General features: G+C 67.9%; 19 protein-coding genes. 8 read left to right on the top strand and 11 right to left on the bottom strand.

The window, feature by feature from the left end; genetic code table 11:
- Positions 1 to 43 precede the first annotated feature (43 nt).
- Genes TL10_RS12210 through eccE form a run of 4 tightly spaced genes read left to right on the top strand, consistent with a single transcriptional unit; the run spans position 44 to position 4,602 of the window.
- Positions 44 to 916: an ESX secretion-associated protein EspG gene (locus TL10_RS12210; RefSeq protein WP_043390821.1), complete on the top strand. Its 873-nt coding sequence runs from the start codon at positions 44 to 46 to the stop codon at positions 914 to 916.
- Positions 894 to 2,315 (top strand): type VII secretion integral membrane protein EccD, encoded by a 1,422-nt coding sequence (gene eccD, locus TL10_RS12205; protein WP_276525128.1) that lies wholly within the window; start codon positions 894 to 896, stop codon positions 2,313 to 2,315. The genes TL10_RS12210 and eccD overlap by 23 nt, the downstream gene beginning before the upstream one ends.
- Complete coding sequence (mycP, locus tag TL10_RS12200; protein ID WP_043985918.1) at positions 2,315 to 3,694, top strand: type VII secretion-associated serine protease mycosin; 1,380 nt, start codon at positions 2,315 to 2,317, stop codon at positions 3,692 to 3,694. The genes eccD and mycP overlap by 1 nt, the downstream gene beginning before the upstream one ends.
- The gene (gene eccE, locus TL10_RS12195; RefSeq protein WP_052506399.1) at positions 3,691 to 4,602 is read left to right on the top strand and encodes a type VII secretion protein EccE; all 912 of its coding nucleotides are present in this window, start codon (positions 3,691 to 3,693) and stop codon (positions 4,600 to 4,602) included. Before mycP ends, eccE begins: the two co-directional genes overlap by 4 nt.
- Positions 4,603 to 4,634: 32 nt before the next feature.
- Here eccE and TL10_RS12190 read toward each other — a convergent pair whose 3' ends face one another.
- Both TL10_RS12190 and TL10_RS12185 read right to left on the bottom strand, forming a co-directional pair.
- Positions 4,635 to 5,870, bottom strand: coding sequence for an alpha/beta hydrolase family protein (locus TL10_RS12190; RefSeq protein ID WP_043985866.1), 1,236 nt, complete (start codon positions 5,868 to 5,870; stop codon positions 4,635 to 4,637).
- Between the two features lie 9 nt (positions 5,871 to 5,879).
- Positions 5,880 to 6,779, bottom strand: a complete 900-nt coding sequence (locus TL10_RS12185; RefSeq protein ID WP_043985865.1) for an amidohydrolase family protein — start codon at positions 6,777 to 6,779, stop codon at positions 5,880 to 5,882.
- Between the two features lie 51 nt (positions 6,780 to 6,830).
- Between TL10_RS12185 and TL10_RS12180 the strand changes: the two genes are divergently transcribed.
- A complete protein-coding gene (locus tag TL10_RS12180) occupies positions 6,831 to 7,592 on the top strand; it encodes a trans-aconitate 2-methyltransferase (RefSeq protein ID WP_043985864.1) in 762 nt (253 codons plus the stop codon).
- 1 nt (position 7,593) lies between these two features.
- Here TL10_RS12180 and TL10_RS12175 read toward each other — a convergent pair whose 3' ends face one another.
- The 9 genes from TL10_RS12175 to TL10_RS12135 form a co-directional block, all read right to left on the bottom strand.
- Positions 7,594 to 7,803: a hypothetical protein gene (locus TL10_RS12175; RefSeq protein WP_043985863.1), complete on the bottom strand. Its 210-nt coding sequence runs from the start codon at positions 7,801 to 7,803 to the stop codon at positions 7,594 to 7,596.
- Between the two features lie 196 nt (positions 7,804 to 7,999).
- A complete protein-coding gene (locus TL10_RS29595; protein WP_052506398.1) occupies positions 8,000 to 9,310 on the bottom strand; it encodes an LGFP repeat-containing protein in 1,311 nt (436 codons plus the stop codon).
- A 91-nt stretch (positions 9,311 to 9,401) separates the two neighbouring features.
- On the bottom strand, positions 9,402 to 11,261 hold the full coding sequence (gene cysC / locus TL10_RS12165; protein ID WP_043985862.1) for a sulfate adenylyltransferase subunit CysN: 1,860 nt from the start codon (positions 11,259 to 11,261) through the stop codon (positions 9,402 to 9,404).
- Positions 11,261 to 12,202: a sulfate adenylyltransferase subunit CysD gene (gene cysD, locus TL10_RS12160; RefSeq protein WP_043985861.1), complete on the bottom strand. Its 942-nt coding sequence runs from the start codon at positions 12,200 to 12,202 to the stop codon at positions 11,261 to 11,263. The genes cysC and cysD overlap by 1 nt, the downstream gene beginning before the upstream one ends.
- On the bottom strand, positions 12,199 to 12,999 hold the full coding sequence (gene stf0 / locus TL10_RS12155) for a trehalose 2-sulfotransferase (RefSeq protein WP_043985860.1): 801 nt from the start codon (positions 12,997 to 12,999) through the stop codon (positions 12,199 to 12,201). Before stf0 ends, cysD begins: the two co-directional genes overlap by 4 nt.
- A gap of 62 nt (positions 13,000 to 13,061) precedes the next feature.
- Positions 13,062 to 14,435: a sulfatase family protein gene (locus tag TL10_RS12150; RefSeq protein ID WP_043985859.1), complete on the bottom strand. Its 1,374-nt coding sequence runs from the start codon at positions 14,433 to 14,435 to the stop codon at positions 13,062 to 13,064.
- 135 nt (positions 14,436 to 14,570) lie between these two features.
- Complete coding sequence (locus TL10_RS12145) at positions 14,571 to 15,290, bottom strand: NUDIX hydrolase (protein WP_043985858.1); 720 nt, start codon at positions 15,288 to 15,290, stop codon at positions 14,571 to 14,573.
- Positions 15,291 to 15,316: 26 nt separating this feature from the next.
- Positions 15,317 to 15,802 carry a hypothetical protein gene (locus TL10_RS12140; protein ID WP_043390049.1) on the bottom strand — a complete coding sequence of 162 codons (486 nt, stop codon included), beginning with the start codon at positions 15,800 to 15,802 and terminating at the stop codon, positions 15,317 to 15,319.
- A 97-nt stretch (positions 15,803 to 15,899) separates the two neighbouring features.
- Complete coding sequence (locus TL10_RS12135; RefSeq protein WP_043390052.1) at positions 15,900 to 17,564, bottom strand: purine-cytosine permease family protein; 1,665 nt, start codon at positions 17,562 to 17,564, stop codon at positions 15,900 to 15,902.
- 97 nt (positions 17,565 to 17,661) lie between these two features.
- Here TL10_RS12135 and TL10_RS12130 point away from each other — a divergent pair, with 97 nt between their 5' ends.
- From TL10_RS12130 to TL10_RS12120, 3 genes are all read left to right on the top strand, one after another.
- On the top strand, positions 17,662 to 18,309 hold the full coding sequence (locus TL10_RS12130) for a phosphatase PAP2 family protein (RefSeq protein WP_043985857.1): 648 nt from the start codon (positions 17,662 to 17,664) through the stop codon (positions 18,307 to 18,309).
- Positions 18,310 to 18,356: 47 nt separating this feature from the next.
- Positions 18,357 to 19,007, top strand: coding sequence for a L,D-transpeptidase family protein (locus TL10_RS12125; RefSeq protein ID WP_043985856.1), 651 nt, complete (start codon positions 18,357 to 18,359; stop codon positions 19,005 to 19,007).
- 221 nt (positions 19,008 to 19,228) lie between these two features.
- Positions 19,229 to 20,791: Hsp70 family protein (locus TL10_RS12120; RefSeq protein WP_043985855.1), on the top strand; the 1,563-nt coding region annotated here is incomplete at its 3' end.

The following is a 20,791-nucleotide window of genomic DNA, read 5'->3' as shown; positions in this document are numbered from 1 at the left end:
TTCGGCGCGTTCCGGGGTGTCAGGCACCCCGGAACACGCCGAAATCCCGGTCTCCGCGGTCGAACTGACCGCGGAGCAAGCCTGGTTCCTCGCGGATCGTCTTGGCGCTGGGAGCTTTCCGTGGGTGCTGGCCATCACGCAGCCCTACAGCGAGCCCTCCGCCAAAGCCGGATTCGATGCGGACCAGGTCACCGCGCTGACGCGGATGGGAGTGCTGTCTGCCGACGGCTCCGTGCATCCCGCTGTCGCGCACTGGATTCGGACCGTGTGCCGGCCCCGCCGCTGGCTGGAACTGCGATGGGTGTCCGGATCGGGCGCCATGCTGCGCGGGATTCTCGCGCGCAGGGGCGACACCACGGTGGCGGTCCTGCGCAGCGAGCACCTGATGACCTGCACCGAACTGACTGTCGCGTCCCCGGACGCGCTGGTGCCGGTGCTCACGGCAGGGTTGTCCGGCCGCGCGGCCGCTCGGTTCGATGAGTTCGCCATGCCCGCCCACATCGGGGCCAAGGCCGACGAGCGCTTGCGCCGCGGCGATTCGCTGGACGACGTGATGGATCACCTCGGCATCCCGCCGACCGCCCACGCCGTGGTGCGGGCCGCGTTCGCGCCCGGCCGCAGCTACGTGGAGATCGTCGCGGGCGATCACCGTGACGGCCACCGGATCAGCACCGACGTCGGCGTCAGCATCGTCGACACCACCGCGGGTCGCGTCGTCGTGGCCCCGGTGAAAGCCGCTGATGGCACCTGGATTTCAACTTTTGCCCCGGGTACGGATCTTGCCGTCACCGCTGCCGTGCAGCGACTGACCGCGACCCTGCCCGACGGTTCCTGGTTCCCCACAGTGAACCCGACCCGAGACTTCGAGACCTCGACTGGAGAACGGAAAGAAAATGTCCCAGAACACGTCTGGTAGTACCGCGATGCCGATTGTGCGGGTCGCAGTGCTCGCCGCCGGCGACGAGCAGGGTGGTCGCGGGCGACTCACCGACGTCGCACTGCCGGCGGGCCTGCCCTTGCGCGAGATCGTGCCCGCGGTGCGGCGCATCGTCGGAGTCGGCGGGGCACCCGACTCCGCAAGCTCCGCCGAACTGTCGCTGGCCCCGCTGGGTGGCGCGGCGTACAGCCTCGACGCGACCCTCGACACGGTCGGCGTGGTCGACGGTGACCTGCTAGCGCTGCAGCCGGTGCCCGCGGGTCCGCCGGCGCCGCGCATCGTCGAGGACATCGCCGATGCCGCCGCCATCTTCTCCGCCGCTCGCGAAAACCCGTGGGGCAATGCGCATATCCGCCGCCTGGCCGGTTGGGCAGTCGTGGCCTTGACCGTGCTCGCCACCGCGCTGGCGACGCTGGTGCGGGTACGCACCGGCCAGACTGCCGGCCTGTTCACGGTCGTGGGCGTGGCGGTGCTGACCGTTGCGGCAGCCCTGCTGACGCGGCCCGCCCTACCGAAGCTGGCGACGGCCCTGAGCCTGGCCGCCCTGCTGCCGGTCGGCGCGGCCTTCACGCTGGCGGTCCCCGGCGCGTCCGGTCCGGCCGGCTTGCTGCTCGGTGCCGCGGCGGTCGCCGCCTGGTCGATCGTCAGCATCGCCGTCGGCGGGCAGGCCATCGCGGCCTTCACCGCCACGACCGTCCTGGGTATCGCGGGCATGATCGTCGGTGGCGCCGCTTCGATCTGGCAGCTGGGCAACACCGTGATCGGCGCTGTACTGATCGTTTTCGCGCTGTTGGTCGTGGTCCAGGCCGCTCAGCTCTCGACGCTGTGGGCCCGGTTCCCGGTCCCGAACATCCCGGCGCCGGGTGACCCGACGCCGTCGGCCCTGCGGCTGTCCGTGCTGGCCGATCTGCCGCGCCGCGTCCGGGTGTGCGACGCGCACCAGACCGGCTTCCTCGCCGGTGCCGTGTTGACCTTGACCGCCGGGTCGGTGGTCCTGGTGGCGGGAACGCACCCGTCGGCGTGGGCCTGGTACGTGGTCGTGGCCGCCGCCCTCGCGACGGCGCTGCGGGCCCGCATCTGGGACTCGGTGCCGTGCAAGCTGTGGCTGCTGAGCCAGCCGTATGTGGTTGCGGCCGTGCTGCTTACGATGTTCGCCGCCGGCGGGCACTACTCCAACGCGTGGTGGTCGCTGGGTGTGCTCGCGGTGCTCGTCACGGTGGGCGTGGTGGCCGCGCTGAACCCCCAGGTGGCCGACCCACAGACCTATTCGCTGCCGATGCGTCGCCTGGTCGGCTTCGCCGCGACGGCGTTGGACGCTTCGCTGATCCCGGTGCTGGCCTACCTGGTGGGTCTGTTCGCCTGGGTCATCAACCGGTGATGGTGGCCATCCGGCGCGGAATCTCCGTCCTGACAGTCGCTTTCGCCGCCTCATCCGCAGTACTGCCGGCGGCGATGTTGCCGGCCGCCGGTGCCGTCGTGCCGCCGCACGTCGACGAGCATGCGGCACCGCCGTCGGGCAGCGTCGGTCCCGTCGCGGCGATGGGCCAACGCGGACAGTGCGTCACCGCCGGCGTGCTGCCCGGCACCGACCCGGGCGCACCGGGTCCGGGCCACACCTTGCTCAACGTGCCTGGCGCCTGGGCCTTCAGCCGCGGTGACGGACAGACGGTGGCGGTCATCGACACCGGCGTGCATCCAGGACCGCGGTTGCCCAATGTGGAGGCCGGCGGTGATTTCGTGGAAAACACTGACGGACTTACAGATTGCGATGGCCACGGCACTCTGGTCGCCGGCCTGGTCGCCGGTCAGCCGGGCGCGGACGGGTTCTCCGGCGTCGCGCCGGGCGCCCGCATCCTGGCCATCCGTCAGACGTCCGAGCGCTACGCCCCGCGTGGCAACGGGGGAGACGCGGCTGCGGCGCAGGCGACCATTGCGGTCACGTCACTGGCCCGGGCCGTGGTGCATGCCGCCGACCGCGGCGCCAAGGTCATCGCTATCACGGCGGTCACCTGCCTGCCCGCCGATCGGCCCGTCGATCAGACCGAACTGGGCGCGGCACTGAAATACGCTGCGCAGGAAAAGGATGCGGTGATCGTCGCCGCCGCAGGCAATGACCGGGCCGGCCTGGCCGGCGGCCCGTCGTGCGAGGCCAACCCGCTCGACAACCCCGGGAATGCGGCCGACCCGCGCAACTGGGCCGGCGTCAAATCGGTGTCGATCCCGTCCTGGTGGCAGCCGTACGTGCTGTCGGTCGGGTCGCTGGACGCAGCCGGACAGCCGTCGGACTTCACCACTCCCGGCCCGTGGGTCGGCATCTCTGCGCCCGGCGAGCACATCGCGTCGACTGGTGTGAACGGTCTGGCCAACGCGCTGCCCAACGAGCGGGGCGACCTGTTCCCGTTGCGCAGCAGCAGCTATGCGGCGGCCTACGTCGCAGGCGTTGCAGCCTTGGTGCGCAGTCGATTTCCCGCGCTCAACGCGGCTGATGTGACGCACCGGCTGACCGCCACCGCGCACGGTGCCGCGCGCATGCCGTCGAACCTGGTGGGCGCCGGCGTCGTCGACCCGGTTGCGGCATTGACCTGGGACCTGCCGGCGACCGGTTCGACACCGAAAGCCGTGTCTGTTGCCATGCCGCCCGAGCCGGCCCCGAAGGACACCACGCCGCGGACCATCGCGTTCGCCGGTGCGGCAGTGCTGGCGATCGCCGCACTGATCGCACTGATCGCGTACCGAAGAAAGGACGGCGCCCGATGACGGCCCGAATCACGTTGGCATTGCTGACGACCATCCCGGCGGCCATGACGTACCCGTGGCATACGACGCCACAGAAGTGGATCCTGGGCATCGCGGTCGCCGTGGTGCTGCTGGTGTTCGCCTGGTGGCGCGGGATGTTCCTGACCACGATGGTGGCCCGCCGAGTCGCGGTGTGGCGCCGGAACCGGCGCGGTGCGCCGGCCCCGGCGGCTGATCAGGTCACGGTGGTACTGGAAGCCGACGGATTTCCTTACCACGCACTGCCTCTCGTGGCTTCTTACGTCGACCGCTACGGCGTTCGGTGCGAGTCGGTGCGCGTCACGGAACGGCAGCTCGACGGCACGCGCAGTGCATGGGTCAGCGTCACTGTCACGGCGGCGTCGAATCTTGCTGCCCTGCAGGCACGGTCGTCGGATCTGCCGCTCGCGGACACGGCGGAGAAGGTGGCCCGGCGGCTGGCCGACCAGCTGCGGGAGGCCGGGGTGCCGGTCGCGGTCACCGAGGTAGCGCCCACGCCCATCGCAACCGACGCGCGCGAGATGTGGCGTGCGGTCCGCGACGGGGACGGCTACCTCACCGCCTACGGATTGCCCGCGGATTCGCGCCTGCCGGAATGCCTGGCCGCACTGGCGTCGACGACGGAGCTGTGGACGGTGCTCGAATTCTCGCCTGGTGCAACCATTTCCGCGGCCTGTGCGGTGCGCACGGCCAACGCGCCTGCCGCGGCCGCAGTCGCGGGCCTGACGCGCGAGGCGGGCCGGCAGGGTCCGCTGCTCACGGCGATGGCCCCGGCATCGGCCGGTGGCCTCGCCACGCGCGCGGGTGTGCTGACCACTGCGCTGCTTGCGGAATTGTCGACGTTCGGCGCCAGCGCTGAGTCCGCCGTCGACACTGCGGCTAGGGCGTAAAAGGTCGAGTAGCGGCGGCCCTGCACGCAGGATCAACGGGCAGGGCGTGCCCGGTCAGCCGGGCAGTCGCTGCCGTCGAACATGAACGGGCTCATGAACTTGGTCATCCGGCGCAGGTAGTCCGGCTGGCTGACGTGCAGGATGTGGTTGCCCGGGAACCAGTGGAACGCGCAGCGATCCCAGTGTTCCCAGAGCAATTCGGCCTGCTGCGGCGGCGCCAGGCGATCACCCAGGCCGGCGATGATCAATCGGCGATCCCGGGGCACCAGCGGCGCGTAGTTCAGCGGTGAGTGGTACCGGCCGGCCGCTGAAACCAGATCCTCATCGATATGCGCCAACCGGTTGCTCAGCCTGACGAGCAGGTTGGCCGGGAACCATTCCTCGACTGTGCGGTCCGGTGTCACGACCGGAACGTTCGGGATGACGGCCTGGATGCGGTCGTCGACCGACGCGATCAGTGATGAGGTGTAGCCGCCCAACGACATTCCGGTCAGCGCAATGCGATCGACTCCGGTGTCCTCCAGATAGTCGAGGACGGAACGGAAGTCGTATACCGCTTGCGCCATGGCCTCGGCGAAGCCGGGGACACCGTCCATGAAGAAGCCGTATCCACTGTAGGGAGAGCCCTTCTCGGCCCGGGGGCCGTGGAACGGCAGGGTGTACAGCAGTACGTCGTACCCGGACCGGAAGAACCACGGCAGCGAGAAGAACAGGCCATTGAACAGGTATGGCGAGCCCATGAACCCGTGGATGACGCACAGTGTCGGGCGCGGACCGTCGTCGTGCCGCCAGTGCTGGGCATGCACCACGTTGTTGCGCGTGTAGCTGCGGCGCCGCTCTCGGATGCCGGGATACACGGCGTCGTAACTGCTTGGGAACCAGATGTTGTCCACCTGGCCGTGTGCAACCCACTGCGCGACCGGGCCGGCAGGACGAGCGGATACCAGCGGAGGACCGCTGGGCGCCGGGAAGCACTGCTGTGGGTCCTTGGTGGCGGCGAGTTCGGCGTAGAACCGCAGGGCGTCGGGGTCGTCGCCGGCCCGGCTTCGTACCGCCGAGGCGGCCATCCGCGGAATCATGCCGGCGCCGATCACCGAGGCCAGCGCCGTGCGAAGCCCCAGGTCGGCCACTGCCGAGGAGTCGACGATCAGCTTCTGTTGCCAGGTCAGGTCGGCCCGTCGTGGCAGTCCACGTGCGGTGGCATCCGCACCCGCTACGTCGGGAACCGGGACGGGTGGGTTGAACGCATCGCCTGGCGGACTGGTCACGTTCGGATGCTAACCCCGGTTCTCGGCCCCCGTCAGCTGATCTTCCAGATCGAACAGCCTGGCGGCGTTGTGGTACAGCACTTTTCGCAGCCAATCGTCGTCGGTGGCGACCTTGGTGAGCACCTCGAGGGACTCGGCGTACCGGTACGGGATGTTGGGGAAATCGCTGCCGAACAGGATTCGGTCACCGAGCTCACCCAGGCGTGGCAGTTCGGCGGGCGGGAACGGCATGTTTTCTTCGACGAACGGCGTGAACGCCATGGTGGTATCCAGGTGGACGCCGTCGAATTGCTCGCAGAGGTCCAGGAATTCGCTGTACTCGGGCATACCCAGGTGCGCGATGATCAGCTTCAGATCGGGGTGGCGGTCCAGCACGGTACGGACCTGGTCAGGGCCGGTATGAGTACCGGGCGCCGGACCGGAACCGCAGTGGATGATCACCGGGACGGCGGCGTCGGCGATGGTGCCCCACACGTCATCGAGCAGTGGGTCGGCCGGGTTGTAGTCGCCGACCTGAACGTGCGCCTTGAACACCCGAGTGCCGCCCGCGATGGCCTCGGCCACGTAGGCGGGTGCACCGGGCTCGGGGTAGAACGTCGCGGTGGACAGACAGTCGGGAGTCTGCGCGGCGAACTGAGCGGCCCACTGGTTCAGCCAGGCCGCCATGTCGGGCTTGTGCGGATAGACCAGGGAGGTGAACGCCAGCACCCCGAAACCGCGCAGCGTCTCCAGCCTGTGCTGCTCCTCGGTGCGATACGTGATCGGCCAGGTCCGGCCGGTGAGAGGCCCGGCGCTGTCGAAGTACTTCCACACCTTGTCCATCACGGACTTGGGCATGAAATGGGTGTGCACGTCGATCAGGCCGGGGAGGCCCAGCGACTGCCACAGGTCGCGTACTGACTCGTCCATCGCCTACCAGAATGGCAGGCACTCATCAGCCTCCGGCGGCAGGATGGGGTTGTGTGGAATCCAGACATCTACCTCGCCTTCGCTGACCACCGCGGCCGGCCCTTCTACGACCTGCTGGCGCGCGTGGGTGCCCAGACGCCGCGGCGGGTGGCGGACGTGGGTTGTGGTCCGGGAAACCTGACCGCCACGCTGTCGGAGCGCTGGCCCGACGCAGTGATCGAAGCGGTGGACAACTCACCGGAGATGGTGGCGGCAGCCCGGGCTCGTGGCGTCGACGCCCGGGTGGTTGCCGCTGCCGACTGGTCACCCGCACCGGACACCGATGTGATGGTCAGTAATGCTGTGCTGCAATGGGTTCCGGAACATCGTGAGCTGCTGCGGCGGTGGGTGACTCAACTGCCGAAAGGCGCCTGGCTGGCCTTCCAAGTTCCCGGCAACTTCGACTCGCCGTCGCATCAGGCCGTACGGGAGGTGGCCCGGCGCCCGGAGTTCGCCGACGCGCTCGCCGATATCCGATTCCGGGAAACGAATGTGGTCGACGACCCGGCGGGTTACGCCGCGCTGCTGACGGCCGAAGGCTGCACCGTCGACGCCTGGGAGACCACATACCTGCACCAATTGACCGGCGAAACCCCGGTGCTGGACTGGATCACGGGAACCGCGCTGACCGACGTCCGCTCGCGGCTGACCGACGATGCCTGGGAGCAGTACCGCCAGGCGATCATCCCGCTGCTGGCGCAGGCGTACCCGCCCCAGCCCGACGGCACCACGTTCTTCCCGTTCCGCCGGATTCTCGTGGTTGCCCAGACGTGAATCAGTGGTTGTGCTGGTGGTGGTGATGGATCGAGGTGCCGGGCTGGGGGAAGTTGTTCTGGTGCGGGAACGTCTGGTGCACCGTGCTCGAGGCGCCGGTGTTCGGCTGGGCGTGGGCCGACGTGGCCAGCCCGATGGCGATCATTCCGGGTGCGACGGTCAGACCGATGACGATGATGAAGTAGCTGACCCAGCGGGTGACGATGCTCATCTGAATTCTCCTGCTGCTGTGGGCTTTTGATGTCGTTTCCGGAGTGATCCGGTGTTGACTCAAGAGTCCCGGAGCAGCGCCCCGCTGTATGTCCGCCAGCTGGGCCCCGCACAGGATGAATTCGTTGTCCCCCGATCGGGGGACACAGCACGGCCGGCAGGACGCGAGGGCCCCGAACCGGCTTGGGAAGAACTTGCTAGGTGGTCGGCCCGATGTAGGCGTCGATGGTGCCATCGGAACGCACCTTGACGACCAGGACACCGTCCGGTGCGTCCAGCACCTTGATCGGCTGATTGAGCAGGCCGTCGAGACCCTGCCAGACCTGGTTGGCGACGCCCTGAGCCGACGCGCCCCAGTTGGTCGGCCAGTCCAGTGTCGCGTCGATCTTCGTCCATGCCCGGGGGACAGCCTCGACCTGTTTGAGCGCGTGGTTCAGGCGCACCTCGACGGCCATGTTGAGTGTCACGTCGGGGTCGTTGGTGCCTTCCACGGTGATGCCGAACGAGACCGTGATCAGGTGCATGCGGTTGCGCACCGCTCCGGACGGCCCGACGGAGTAGTCACTGACGCCGATGAGCTTCGCCGGGTGCGTGACGTACAAGGGATGCCCGACGTTGACGCTCGTAATGAGGTCGTCCACTTTGGTCTTGATCAGCGCGGCGACTTGGTCGCGCGTCTCAGTGATAGCGGGAGCGGACAACAGCCCGCCGGTGCTGCCATGCACCCAGTAGAGGATTCCGTTCTCGAAGTCGCTGAACCGGTCGATGTGGTTGGCGCCGGCCTGTTCGTCGGCGATCGGGTACCCGAGTTCCGGGCTGCGCTCGAAGCCCTCTTCACCCCAGGTGTTCCAGATAGCGCCGTGCACCTCATGCGCGCCGACGCTCGGCTTCCAATAGATCGAGCCGGCCTCGAAGTGGTTGAAGCGACCAACGCCGTCCGGCGTCGCGGTCTGGTCGACCTGTACGAAGCCGAGGAGCCCCGTCTCTCGGTGCAGAGCTGAATAGTGAGCGCTGATCGGGCCGTGCGTCTCGAATGCCTGGTTGGCGCCGTCCTTCAGGTTGATGATGCCGTTCTCGAAGTTGTTGTAGGCGCCGCCCGTTGTGGCGCTGTGGTCGCACTCGGGATATCCGAGTGGCCCGTGTTCACGCCCGGTCGCCTTCCATTTCTTGAAGATCAAGCCATGCACTTCGCAGGTGCCGGTTTCTGCGGTCCAGAAGATGCCGCCATGTTCGTAGAGGCGCACCCATCCTTTGCCGTCGCCGGAGGCCGTCAGCGAACTCACCGGCGCGCCCAGTTGAGCGGCATGCTGCGCGTGCTTGGCGTCGAACTGCTGGGACAGACAGGCGGCGAGCGCCTGTTCGCTGTCCCGCTCTTGCTGCTGCAGTTGGCGGATGCGCGCCACGGCACCCAATTTGGTTGCGGCGTCATTGATTTGCGATTGCGCCACCCGGATGTCGGCCTGTTCGGCGACGATCTGGTCCCACACTGCGCGACACGGATCCGGCATGGCCCACCCCCACTGGATGCAGAGCCTGGGGGCGGTCGCCCCACCATAGAAATTTACGGGAGCGGGGGCGCGAAAGCAACGCTCGGAATAGCTAGCGCAGTGCCTTGAGCGCCCCCAGCACCTGGGCCACGAGGGTGTCGATGTCGGCGCCGGTGGTGTCGACCACCAGGTCCGGGTTATCCGGCGGCTCGTACGGGGCGTCCACCCCGGTCAGGCCGCGCAGCTCGCCGGCCTTGGCGCGGGCGTAGAGGCCCTTCGGGTCGCGCCGTTCGCACTCGGCGCGTGGGGTGGACACGTAGACCTCGATGAACGGCAGCTTGGCGACGGAGCTCAACTCGCGGGCGGTGTCGCGGTCCGACTTGAGCGGCGACACCAGCGACGCCAGTGCCACCACACCCGAGTCGGCGAGCAGCCGGGCCAGGTGGCCCACCCGGCGGATGTTCTCGGCGCGGTCGCCCGCGGAGAACCCCAGGTCGTCGGACAGCCCGTGCCGGATGTTGTCACCGTCCAGCAGGTATGCCACCTGCCCGGTCTCGACCAGTGCCCGCTCGACTGCGACAGCAAGCGTCGACTTCCCCGACGCCGGCAATCCGGTGAACCAGATGGTGGCGCCGCGCTGTCCGGTACGTGCCCACCGGTAGGACCGGTCCAACGATGAATGGTGCCAACGGATATCGCTGCGTGAGTGGGTACCGAGCTTGACCTCGCGCGGCTCGGTGATGGTGCCGGCGCCGACGGTGTCGTTGGACGTCTCGTCGATCAGGATGAAGGCGCCGCTTTCGCGGTTGTCGCGGTACGGGTCGGCGATCACCGTCGAACTGGTCCGGAGCGTGACGGCGCCGATGTCGTTGAGTACCAACTCGACCGGCTGGTCGATGTCGTCGAGCGTCTCGGGGTCGAGCCGCGTGTGCAACGCCTGCACTGTGGCCCGCACGGTGCGGGTGCCCTGCTTGAGCGCCAGCCGATCACCGGCTCGCAGCGGGGTCTCCGCGAACCAGCACACCGTCGCGTCGAGTTCGCGGGCCAGTACCGGAAGCGACGCGTTGTCGGCGCTACTGACCAGCACATCACCGCGGCCGACGTCGATGTCGTCGGCCAGTTCGATCGAAACCGACAGTGGGGCAACGGCAGTGGCGCGGTCGTCGTCGAGGGTGTCCACGGCGGTGACGGTCGAGCTGGTGCCGGCGGGCAGGCTCAGCACGGTGTCGCCGACCTGCAGCGTGCCGGCACTCAGTCGGCCGGTGTAGCGGCGCCGCTGTTCGGCGGTGGGCCGGGACACCCATTGGATGGGCAGCCGGAGCTTGGCCGGTTCGGGCTGGGGCGCGCTGAGTTCGATGCCCTCCAGATACTCCAGCAGCGTCGGACCCTCGTACCACGGGGTGTGCTCCGAGCGGTTCACGACGTTGTCGCCGTGCTTGGCGGCCAGCGGGATCACCGTCAGATCCACCGCGCCGAGCCGGGCGGCGACCTGACCGAGTTCGTCGTGCACCGCGTCGAACCGCGCCTGGTCGAAATCGACCAGGTCGATCTTGTTCACGGCGGCGGCGAAGTGCTTGATCCCCAACAGCTTTGCGATGCGGGCGTGGCGCAGGGTCTGCCGCAGCACGCCGGCCCGGGCGTCGACCAGCAGGATGGCCACGTGCGCGTTGGACGCGCCGGTGAACATGTTGCGGGTGTACCGCTCGTGGCCCGGGGTGTCGGCGAGGATGTAGCTGCGCGCCTCGGTGGAGAAGAAGCGGTAGGCCACGTCGATGGTGATGCCCTGTTCCCGTTCGGCGCGCAGACCGTCGGACAGGGCTGCCAGGTCGGCGACCCCGTCGTCGTCGGTGACCGCGTCGAGGTGGTCCAGGGGCAGGCTGTCGGTGTCGTGCAGCAGCCGGCCGATCAGGGTGCTCTTGCCGTCATCTACGGAGCCGGCCGTCGCGATCCGAAGCAGCTGTCTCGTGCTCATCAGAAGTAGCCCTCTCGCTTGCGGTCTTCCATTGCCGCCACGGACGTCCGGTCGTCGGCGCGGGTCTCGCCGCGTTCCGACACTGTGGCAGCGGAGATTTCGTCGATCACGCTCGCGATGTCAACGGCTTTCGACCGCACGGCGCCGGTGATGGTGAGGTCGCCGACGGTGCGATAGCGCACCCATTCGACGGCAGCGGTCTCGTCGCCGGTCGGTTGGGTGTACTCCGACACCGCGAGCAGGATGCCGTCGCGCTCGAACACCTCGCGTTCGTGGGCGAAGTAAATCGACGGCAGCTCAAGGCCTTCCAGCTCGATGTAGCGCCAGATGTCCAGCTCGGTCCAGTTGGAGAGCGGGAACACGCGGACCTGCTCGCCCCGGCGGATACGGCCGTTGTAGAGCGACCACGGCTCGGGCCGCTGCGCACGCGGGTCCCACTGGCCGAACTCGTCGCGGAAGCTCAGGATGCGCTCTTTGGCGCGGGCGCGTTCCTCGTCGCGGCGGGCCCCGCCGAACGCGGCGTCGAAGCCGCCGGCTTCGAGCGCGTCGAGCAAGGTGCGGGTCTGCTGCCGGTTGCGTGACGCCCCCGGCCCGGGATCGGCCACCCGTCCGGTGTCGATGCTCTCCTGTACCGACCCGACGAGCAGCTTGTGCCCGACTCCGGTGGTGCGGCGATCCCGGAAGTCGATGACCTCCGGGAAGTTGTGGCCGGTGTCGACGTGCAGAATAGGAAAAGGTAGAGGCCCGGGGCTGAATCCGATGTCGCCGGCCTTCCGGCTCCGGAAAGCCTTCTCCGCCAACCGGAGTAGCACGATCGAGTCCTTGCCCGCCGAGAACAGCAGCACCGGGCGTTCCAGCTCGGCGACCACCTCGCGGATGATGTGTACGGCCTCGGCCTCGAGCAGCCGGAGCTCGTCGACATGGATACTTGCGGTGCTCATACCGGCAGTCCTTCCTGTTCGGCTTCGGCGCGGTAGCGCTCCACCCATTCGTCCGAACGCTGATCGGCCTGACGTTCCAGCACCGGTCTCGGTGCGAGCCTGCGGTCCTGGCCGAGCGCCTCGAGCACGTCGCCGACGACCTCGGTCAGGTTGCGCCACAACACCGGATAGGGCACTTCGATCCGGTTGACGTTCTCGTCGAGGAACCATTTCTGCCAGCCCTCTTCCTGGGCCCGCAGCATCCGTACGACGTGCGCGATGGCTCCGGCGTGGTACTCGGCGCGGGCGTCGCGCACCGGGTCCGGGCGGCCTCGCCACACGCGGGTCTGCACCGCCCGCCAGAACGAGACCGCCTGAGACACCACGTCGGGCCGGTGGATGTGGATCAGGACCGGATCGGAGCCGACGACGTCGCGGATGGCAGCCAGCAGCCCGTCACCGGAGCGGTCCGGCAGATCCGCGGCCCGACGTTGCAGCTGTGCGGTCTGGTTCCACATGAGCTTGCCGCCCCAGATGCCGTTGGGCGTGCGGCCGGCGGTCTGGATGTAGTCACGCCAGATCGTCGCGGGCGCCAGTTCGGGCCTGCCGTCGATCAGTGGATCGAGCAGCCGCAGGATCGATTCGTCCTCTGTGTCGGCGAACCATTCCCGTGGCTGCGGCGACATGCTGGTGTGTGGCAGGTACTGAAAGAACTCCTGCGGTTCGCCGGCCACACCGGTGGCGCGCAACGACTCAACCAGCAGCGTGCTGCCGCTGCGCTGTGATGCGAGGACCAGATAGGCCGTCGATGCTGTCATGGCGCAAGAGCCTAGCTTGCGTCGAAATCCCTTGCAGAAGGGGATTTTTCGCACACTGAGTATTAATCTTGCGAGGTTGAATCCGGGTTGATTCCGCGGTCGGACGCCGCTGCGGACCGGCTCGGGGCGGGGCGCCCATGGAGGCTCAGATAGGTCCCGGTGAAACGGTTCGAGATCTGTGTTCCGGTGAAATCAGAGGGTATGACGTCGCCCGTCTGCTGCCGCCAGGTGTTGAGCTTGAGTGCCAATTGCGCTGCCACTGCATGATATTCGGGCTGCACGTCGAGAAGCAGGTTGTGCCGCTCGGTGGGGTCGGCGTGTAGGTCGTACAGCTCACGGGCCGGACGTGGGTCTGAAATGGCCGGCTGCACTGCCCGGCCGGGTGGGCTGTCGGCGATGTCCCACGGTAGGTCCAACAACGGACGTGAAGCATAGTTCTCGATGTAACTGAAGTCTTTTGTTCGCACTGCGCGAATAGGGTCGAACGAGTCGTGATACGTCTTGGCGGTGTAAACCTCGGTGCGGATTTCGGGGCCCGTCGCCGTGCGGACCAGCGCCTGCGCGTGTGAAAGCCCTTCCACCTCAACCGGAACCGGCACGCCGAGCAGATCGAGCAGCGTGGGCAGCAGATCCACTCCGCTGAACAGTTCGTCGTAGACGCGCGGCTCGATTTGCGCATCCCGCGGTGGCCGCACGATCATCGCGATCCCGGTCCCGGCGTCGTACAGCGTCGACTTGGCCCGCGGCAGAGCCGGCCCGTGATCGGTGAGGAACACCACCCAGGTGCTGCGGTCCAGACCCTCCGCCTCCAGTGCGTCCAGCAGTCGGCCCACCGCCGCATCGGCGACGGCGATGGACCCGTAGAACTCGGCCAGGTCGTCGCGGATGGCGTCGGTGTCGGGCAGGTAGTCGGGGACGGTGACGGTGTCGCTCGCCGCGGGTTCGTAACGTTCCCGCGGGTACGGCCGGTGGGTCTCGAAGAACCCGGTGGTGAGCAGGAATGGTTTCTGGGGTGGCTCGCTGAGCCACCGCAGGGCCTGTTCGACGACGTACTCGCAGTAGGAATTCGACACGTCGAACTCGTCGAAACCCAGCCGCGACGGGAACGACGTCTCGTGCTGCATGCCGAACAGTGCTGTGTGCCAACCGGATTCGGAGAGCAGCTGGGGTAGCGTCTGGACGCCGGCGTGGTATTCCCAGCCGTGGTGCGCCAGCCCGACCAGCCCGTTGCTCTGTGGGTAGCGCCCGGTGAAGATGGAACCGCGCGACGGCGAGCACAGCGGGGCGGTGGCGTGGGCCCGGGTGAACAGGATGCCTTCGGCGGCCAGTTGGTCCAGCCGGGGGCTGCTGACATCAGGGCGGCCGTATGCGCCGAGATAGCGCCCGAGGTCGTGCCAGTGCACGAAAAGTACGTTCTGGCCCGGCGATTGGGACACGAGTCGGCCACCTCCTACGATTCTGCTGCCGAACCAGCCATGCCACCCTGTGTTGGATTGTTGGACAAGGGTTTTACGCTGCGCGATTTGTGCATGTCCCGTAACGGCCAGCGTCACCAGACGTGCACAAGTCACTCACCGCCAGGCGAACACCGGCTGCTCGAGCTCGTCCACGCGGTCGGGCCGCCCTTCCAGGCCGAGCCAGCGCATCTGCAGCAGGACCGCACCCGTGGGCGCGTGGATGAGGTCGTTGCCCAGCGGAATCTGCACCACCGGCCGCTCGCTTTCCGGGATCGTGATGAACCGCGGCGAGTCCGGCCGTTGCAACTGGTGCAGCCCGACCCGGTACACGGCCACCACCTCGTCCGGGGAGGGCTGCGGGTCCAGGCGGCCGCCACCCCACAGCACCACCGGCGTGATGACGTATCCGGAGCGGGTCGGGTAGTCGTCCAGCAGGCCCAGTACAGACTCGTCGGACAACTTGATGCCGACCTCCTCGTGCAGCTCCCGCAGCGCCGCGTCCACCACTGTTTCGCCGGGATCGAGGCGCCCGCCGGGCAGCGCCCACTGGGCGGAGTGGGAGTTCAACCGGGAGGTCCTGCGGCACAACAGAAACGCCGCGCCGCCGGCGACGTCGACCATGCGGCCGTCCAGATTCTGGTCGGGCAGTGGCCGCCCGCCGATCCATTCGTCGACCGGAGCCGGGTCGATGCGGTCCTCGCCGGGTTCCGAGTCCACCAGCACGATGGCCACCGCGGCGTGGCGCTTGCTCGGGTCGTCGACCACTCGCCGCCGGTGACCGGCCAGGTGCGTCCCGACCTGCTCGCGCAGCGCTTCGTCGTACCGGATCGTCATCGGCCCGACGCTACGCCCCGGCCAGCTCAGGTGGTGGTGGGCATCCCACAGGCGAGGTAGACGTACTTGCTAGGGACGTCGAACGTGAACTTGCGCGCCGGCAGTGCCGCCAGCACCTCGGCCGGCAGAGGGGTCTTGTAGCGCAGCGACATCGAGCCCTCGAAAGTCGGGTCGATGTCGGAGATGTCCGTGGCGTCCAGCAGTAGCCCGGAGTCGTCCAGTTCGGCCTGGACCATGGTCCCGGCCGGCGCGTCCCACGGGTGGTTGACGGTCTTGACGGCCTTCTTGGGGGCCGACGACAGCGTGCCGATGAGGCGTTTCTCCGTCACGATCAGCGCGCCGACCAGGCTGCGGAGGGTGCTCTTGGCGACCTTGCCGGGGATGTGGCCGGAGAACCGGAAGGTCACCGGCACGAACTCGGCCACGTGCAGGACGCCCTCGGCCTGGAGTTGCTCGCGGATGTCGTCGGGCACGTTTCCGATGCCGAGCATCTTCCGCAGCAGAACGGGCATGCCTTCAGCGTAGGCCTCGGGGGTGAATCCACCACGCGAAACGGCGCCGAGCGTGGACGTGTTGTCCCCCTCGGCGCCGTTCGTGGCCGTGTCGCCGTCAGGTCTGCGCAGGCAGGACGTGCTCTCCGGTCTTGTCGGTCGCCAGGCACAGCGAGCAGATGTAGCCGCCCTGGGGCGAGGCCAGCATGTCCGGCCGCTCGTACTCGTGGTGGCAGTTCTGGCACAGCAGGTGCGCGTCGGACGGGTTGCCGTACTCGTCGTACATTGGCAGGTCGATGCCGTCGTCGGTGCGGCGCAGGTAGTACTTGCCCTTGGTCGCGATGGCGATGATCGGCGGCAGCACCAGGCCCAGCACGATCGCCACCAGCGGCGAGTACGGCCGCAGGGCCTCACCCAGCCCGCCGAAGAACGCGATCACCGACAGACCCGCCGCGATCAGCATGGATCCGAATCCGACCGGGTTGAAGGCGTAGAGCATGCCGCGGCGGAATTCGGGCTGCATCGGCGAGAGCTTGAGCAGGAACTTGTTGATCGCGATGTCGCTGGCCACGACCACGATCCAGGCCATACCGCAGTTGGCGTAGAAGCCGAGGATGGTGTTCAGGAAGTCGAACATGTTGGCTTCCATCAGCACCAGCGCGATCAGCAGGTTGACGCCGAGGAACACGATCCGGCCCGGGTAGTGGTTGGTGACGCGGGTGTAGGAGTTGGTCCAGGCCAGCGAGCCCGAGTAGGCGTTGGTGACGTTGATCTTGATCTGGCTGATGACCACGAGGATCACGGCCAGGGTCAGCGCCAGCCACTTGGGCAGGAAGTTGTCGTAGATCTCCAGGAACTGGTGCACCGGCTGGTTGGCGACGCCGGCGCTGTCGGCGACGTGCCCGATCAGGTAGACGGCCAGGAACAGGCCGATGATCTGCTTGATGGCTCCGAAGAACACCCAGCCCGGGCCGGCCAGGATCATCCAGGTCCACCACGACCGCTTGTTCTCCGGCGTCTTCGGCGGCATGAACCGCAGGTAGTCGTTCTGCTCGGCGATCTGGGCGATCAGCGACAGACACACACCGGCAGCCAGCAGCGTCGAACCCATGTCGAAGCCCTGCGCCCCGTTGGCGCCCTGGTAGGCGAAGAAGTCGTGGATCGATTCGGGGTGCGAGATCAGCAGGTAGCCGAACGGCAGGACCATCAGGACCAGCCACAGCGGGGTGGTCCACACCTGCAGTGTCGAGAGCACCTTCATGCCGTAGATGACCAGCGGGAAGATCACCAGCGTCGACGCCGCGTAGCCGAGCCACAGCGGTACGCCCAGGCCCAGTTTGAGGCCCTGGGCCATGATCGACCCTTCGAGCGCGAAGAAGATGAACGTGAACGTCGCGAAGATGACGTTCGTGACCACCGAGCCGTAGTAGCCGAAGCCGCTGCCGCGGGTCACCAGATCCAGGTCGATGTTGTAGCGGGCCGAGTAGTAGGCCACGGGAAACCCGGTCAGCAGGATGACGACCGCGAAGATCGCGATTCCGGCGAGCGCATTGGTGGTGCCGTACGAGATGCCGATGTTGGCACCGATCGCGAAGTCGGCCAGGTAGGCGATGCCACCCAACGCCGAGATTCCGACCACGCGCGTCGACCATTTCCGGTAGCTGCGCGGTGCGAATCGAAGGGTGTAGTCCTCCAAGGTCTCTCGCGTCGCGGTCAACCGGTCCTGATCGACTTCGGGTACAGCTGTGGCCGGCGACGGCTCCTGGCTGAGGTCTTGGGTCATGGTTAGCGAAGCTATGGTCAGTTTGTTTCGTGGCCGTGACAAATATGTTCCGGCCCGTAGCGAATTTCTCGTCAGAAACAGAACTAGAAGGAGACCCGTGACGAACCGCAACCGCTGGCTGATCGTAGCCGCGGCCGCGATCGGCTACGCCCTGCTGTGGGTGGGCTGGGTCGCGCAGTGGTCATGGGTGACGACGCTCGACGAGTCGCTGCTCGAACCCGCGCACCGTTACGGCGTGACGCACCCCGGCTGGGTGCTGGGCTGGCGATGGCTGTCCTTCGTATTCGGTCCGTGGACCTTTCAGATCACTGCCGTGCTGGTCGCGTTCGTCGCGCTGGCCCGGCGGCAGCGGCGCACCGCGATCTTCCTACTGGTCGCGGTCGTGCTGTCGGGGTTGGTGACCGAGGTCGCCAAGGACATCGCGCAACGAGCACGGCCGCTGACCGCGCTGGCGCACGAACCGTCCTGGTCGTTCCCGTCCGGGCATGCCCTGGGCACCATGGCCGGTGCGCTGGGGCTGTGCGCGGTGTTCCAGATGGCTCAGGTGGCCCGCCTCCGGCTGATCGAGGTGCTCTGCGCGGTGATCGTGGTGGTCGTCGGGGTGAGTCGGGTGGTGCTCAACGTGCACAACCCGACGGATGTCCTCGCGGGGTGGTTGCTGGGCAGCGTGTGGTTCCTGGTGTGCCTGCCACTGCTTGCACCCAGCGGGTTTTCAAGCCGAAGCCCTATCGTGCCCAAACCTTGACCCGCCCTGGCTTGACCAGCCATCGGACCGTTCTCGACCATGGACGGGTGCGCCGACTGTTCGCTTTGCTGTGTGCTGCCGCGCTGGCGGTGGCACTGGCTCCGGTCGGCAACGCGGTGGTCACGCCGTGGTTCGCCAACTCGGTGGGTTCGGCCACGCAGGTGATTTCGGTTGTGGGCGTGGGCGGTTCGTCGGCCAAGATGGACGTGTACCAGCGCGGGCCCGCGGGGTGGGACGCCGTCGCCGCCGGCATCCCGGCGCATGTCGGCTCGAAGGGCATGGTCCCGCAGAGCCACGACGGCAACCTGCAGACCCCGATGGGCATCTTCACGCTGCCGTTCGCGTTCGGTACCGCGGCCAACCCGGGGACGGGTCTGCAATACGTCCAGACCACACCGGATCACTGGTGGGACGGCGATATGAAGAGCCCCACCTACAACACCATGCAGGTCTGCAAGCAAGCGCAGTGCCGCTTCGATACCGACCCGGCAAGTGGCACCGAGAACCTCGACATCACGCCCTACAAGTACGCCGTCGTCATGGGCGTCAACCCGCAGCGGACGCCCGGTAACGGTGGCGCGTTCTTCGTGCACGTCGGGGACGGCCCGACGGCCGGATGTGTGGCGATCGACGAGGTCACCTTGGTCAAGGTCATGCGATGGCTGCAACCGGGAGCGCTGATCGCCGTTGCCAAGTAATCAGATATGAAGAGCAGTAACGGTTTTCAGCTTGAAATTCAAGTTTTCGAGCGACCTCGCCGCGTCGTCGCCCATGTCGGACCTGGCAGCACACCGGGTGCACAGGCTCAGCTGGTTTGGTCCACAGGGTGGGCACAGCGGACGAAAAGTAATCTGCGAGAACGCCGTTCGTACGTGTCACCAGCTGCGCTGACAGGGTCGCGCGTTAGGGTGGTGGGGTTATGAGCCACCAGCTGGGGTTGTCGATCGGGACGACCAACCTGGTCGCGGCGCGCGTCGGTGAACCGCCCATGGTGCGGCGCGCGGTGTTGAGCCTGTTCCGCGACCGCGCGCCGCAGGTCGGGCTGCCCGCGGATGCCGTCGACGATGCAGTGACGCTCCGCGGCTTCGTCGAACGCGTCGGTGATCCGGTGCCGATGGTGGCGCCCGACGGCACGGCATATCACGCCGATCAGCTGGTCGCCGAGGCCCTGGACGCCATGATCGAGGCGTCCGGCGGGGAGCCGCCGACGGGGCAGCTGGCGATTTCCGTTCCAGCGCACTGGGATACCGCGACGTTGCGGGCCATGCGGGCCGTGATGCGATCCAATCCGAGTCTGGCGCCCAACGGCGTACCGGCGCGGCTGGTGTCCGATGCGGTGGCGTCGCTGACGGCTCTGCACGCCAACCCGGGTCTGCCGGCCACCGGTACCGCCGCATTGCTCGATTTCGGTGGCGGCGGCACCAGCATCACGCTGGCCGCGGCGGACTCATCGTTCGAGCCCATCGAGACCGTGCGGTACACCGAATTCTCCGGCGAGGCCGTCGATCAGCTGCTGCTGTCGCATGTGCTCGCCCAGGTCAGCGGTTCCGGGGGAGTGGATACCGCGGGCACCGTAGCTGTGAGTTCACTGGAGAAACTCCGTGAATCCTGCTGTGCGGCAAAAGAACACCTGTCGGAGGCCGGGACGGCCACGGTGCCGGTCGACATTCCGGAGCACCAGGGCGACGTCGAGATCACCCGCGCCGAGTTGACCGGGCTGTTGGACGAACCGCTGTCCGGCGTGCTGGCTGAGCTCGATGATCTGTTGCAGCGCAACAAGATTACCTGGCAGGCCATCAGCTCGGTGGTCGCGGTCGGTGGCGGCGCCCGGATCCCGATGGTTGGCACGCGGCTCGCCGAACATGTCGCGGCACGTGGTGCCGCGGGCATTCTCGTCACAACCCCGCAGCCCGCGCTGGATGCCGCGGTGGGCGCGGCTCTGTTCGCGGTGTACGGCGCCGACGCGGACGCCCAGACCGGGATGGCTCCCGCCGCGCTGCTCAGTGGCACCGCGCCGACCGCCGCCGTCGACGGCGGCTCGGCCACAGCGCCGGCCGCTCTCGTCACCGACCTCGAGCTGCCCGCCGACACGGCGGCCGACCGCGTGGTCAAGGCCACCGGCCCGTCGTTGGCCTGGTCCGAGGATTCCGACGGTGGCGGCGACCTGCTGCCCTACACCGGCGACGACGCCTTCGGCGACACCACGACGACCCGCGCGATCGCCCAGTACGTGGCACCGGCCGCGCCGGTGGACGCCGAACCGTCCAAGGCCTGGCAGCGGCTGCCACTCATCGTCTTCGGCGTCGCAGCCCTCGCGGCGATCGCCGCCGTCGGTGGCGTGACCATCGCGTTGACCGGCGACCGCAAGCCGGTCGCCCCGCCGACCACCGCGCCGCCGTCGATGAGCGAGTCGCCGACACCGCCGCCTGCGCCGCCTCCGGTCGAGCCGCCGCCCAGCACGGTCACCGTCACCAACGAAGTC

The organism is Mycolicibacterium llatzerense (assembly GCF_000878195.1).
In the GTDB taxonomy this organism is placed as follows: Bacteria; Actinomycetota; Actinomycetes; order Mycobacteriales; family Mycobacteriaceae; genus Mycobacterium; species Mycobacterium llatzerense.
This window is presented reverse-complemented; position numbering and strand designations above follow the sequence as displayed.

Coding starts and splice junctions, on each gene's coding strand:
- eccD (WP_276525128.1), top strand. CDS start 894: ATGTCCCAGAACACGTCTGGTAGTACCGCGATGCCGATTGTGCGGGTC.
- mycP (WP_043985918.1), top strand. CDS start 2,315: ATGGTGGCCATCCGGCGCGGAATCTCCGTCCTGACAGTCGCTTTCGCC.
- eccE (WP_052506399.1), top strand. CDS start 3,691: ATGACGGCCCGAATCACGTTGGCATTGCTGACGACCATCCCGGCGGCC.
- TL10_RS12185 (WP_043985865.1), bottom strand. CDS start 6,779: ATGGACGAGTCAGTACGCGACCTGTGGCAGTCGCTGGGCCTCCCCGGC.
- TL10_RS12175 (WP_043985863.1), bottom strand. CDS start 7,803: ATGAGCATCGTCACCCGCTGGGTCAGCTACTTCATCATCGTCATCGGT.
- TL10_RS29595 (WP_052506398.1), bottom strand. CDS start 9,310: ATGCCGGATCCGTGTCGCGCAGTGTGGGACCAGATCGTCGCCGAACAG.
- cysC (WP_043985862.1), bottom strand. CDS start 11,261: ATGAGCACGAGACAGCTGCTTCGGATCGCGACGGCCGGCTCCGTAGAT.
- cysD (WP_043985861.1), bottom strand. CDS start 12,202: ATGAGCACCGCAAGTATCCATGTCGACGAGCTCCGGCTGCTCGAGGCC.
- stf0 (WP_043985860.1), bottom strand. CDS start 12,999: ATGACAGCATCGACGGCCTATCTGGTCCTCGCATCACAGCGCAGCGGC.
- TL10_RS12145 (WP_043985858.1), bottom strand. CDS start 15,290: ATGACGATCCGGTACGACGAAGCGCTGCGCGAGCAGGTCGGGACGCAC.
- TL10_RS12140 (WP_043390049.1), bottom strand. CDS start 15,802: ATGCCCGTTCTGCTGCGGAAGATGCTCGGCATCGGAAACGTGCCCGAC.
- TL10_RS12135 (WP_043390052.1), bottom strand. CDS start 17,564: ATGACCCAAGACCTCAGCCAGGAGCCGTCGCCGGCCACAGCTGTACCC.